Annotated in this window: 1 protein-coding gene; it reads left to right on the top strand. The window is 59.1% G+C overall.

Annotation, left to right across the window (positions count from 1 at the left end):
- Positions 1-70 precede the first annotated feature (70 nt).
- Positions 71-1290, top strand: a protein-coding gene (locus AC070A_RS34580; protein WP_113133602.1) for an IS3 family transposase whose coding sequence is annotated in 2 segments (ribosomal slippage) — positions 71-404 and positions 404-1290 — 1221 coding nt in all. Because the reading frame shifts where the segments join, the coding sequence is not laid out codon by codon here.
- The last annotated feature ends 29 nt before the right edge of the window (positions 1291-1319 follow it).

Below are 1319 nucleotides of genomic sequence, written 5' to 3'. Positions count from 1 at the left end.
TGAATTAGCCCCCGAAAGGTCCGGACATGCTTCCCCACTTAGCTAAGTGGGTAGGAGTAGTGTTGGTAATATGACTAGTAGCAACTTTAAGATGGAAGTCCTTTCGGGTCCGGAACGGCGACGGCGCTGGAGCACGGCGGAGAAGCTGGCCATCATTCAAGAGACCTACGAGGCGGGCGCGACGGTGAGCATCGTTGCCCGGCGGCACGGCATTCAGCCGAACCAGTTGTTCGCATGGCGCAAGCTGGCGTCTCAAGGGGCGCTGACGGCGACGGCCGCCGAGGAGGAGGTCGTTCCGGCTTCCGAATACCGGGCGCTTCAGGCCCAGGTGAAGGAGTTGCAGCGCCTGTTGGGCAAGAAGACAATGGAAGGCGAAATCCTCAAGGAAGCCCTCGAAATCGCCACCGGCCCAAAAAAACAGATGTTGCGTTCGCTCTCTCTTCCGAAGGACTTTTTGAAATGAAGACCGTCTGCGAGACTTTGGGTGTCGCCCGGTCGAATATCGCTGCCCGTGCCACAGGTTCCCCTTCCAGAGCCAGAGGACGCCCGCCACTCCCGGATCGGGAGCTGGTGGAAGATATCAAGGCCGTCATCGCCGACATGCCCACCTACGGCTATCGCCGGGTCCATGCCATCCTGCGCAGGAATGCCCGAAAACAGGGCAAGTCATGGCCCAATGCAAAGCGCGTCTACCGGGTCATGAAGCTGCACCATCTGCTGCTCGTGCGACATACCGGAGCCGTCGATGATCGTCTTCACGACGGCCAGGTCGCCGTCGCCCGCTCGAACACCAGATGGTGCTCCGATGGCTTCGAGATCGGCTGTGACAACAAGGAGAAGGTCCGTGTTGCCTTCGCTCTCGATTGCTGCGACCGGGAGGCAATCGCCCATATCGCCACCACGGAAGGCATCAAGAGCCAGGATGTGCAGGACCTCGTGATCACGGCTGTCGAGAACCGCTTTGGCCGCATCAACATGTTGCCGCAGCCTATCGAATGGCTCACAGACAACGGCTCCTGCTTCATCGCCAAGGACACCAAATCCTTGCTCCGCGACATCGGCATGGAGCCGCGCTCGACGCCGGTGCGCAGCCCGCAGTCGAACGGGATGGCGGAGGCCTTTGTCAAAACATTCAAGCGCGATTACGTCTCGGTAAACCCAACTCCGGATGCCGAAACCGTCATCGCACAACTGCCCTTCTGGTTCGATCATTACAACGATCTTCACCCGCATAAGGCATTAGGATATCAATCACCCCGCGAGTTCATCAGCTCGCAATCTCAAACCTGAGCACGTCCGGTCTTTTGGGGGCAACTCCA

The sequence above is a fragment of the Ensifer sp. GW101-20A05 genome (assembly GCF_059424735.1).
The sequence above is the reverse complement of the archived record's forward strand: the minus strand, read 5'-3'. Positions and strand labels throughout refer to the sequence as shown.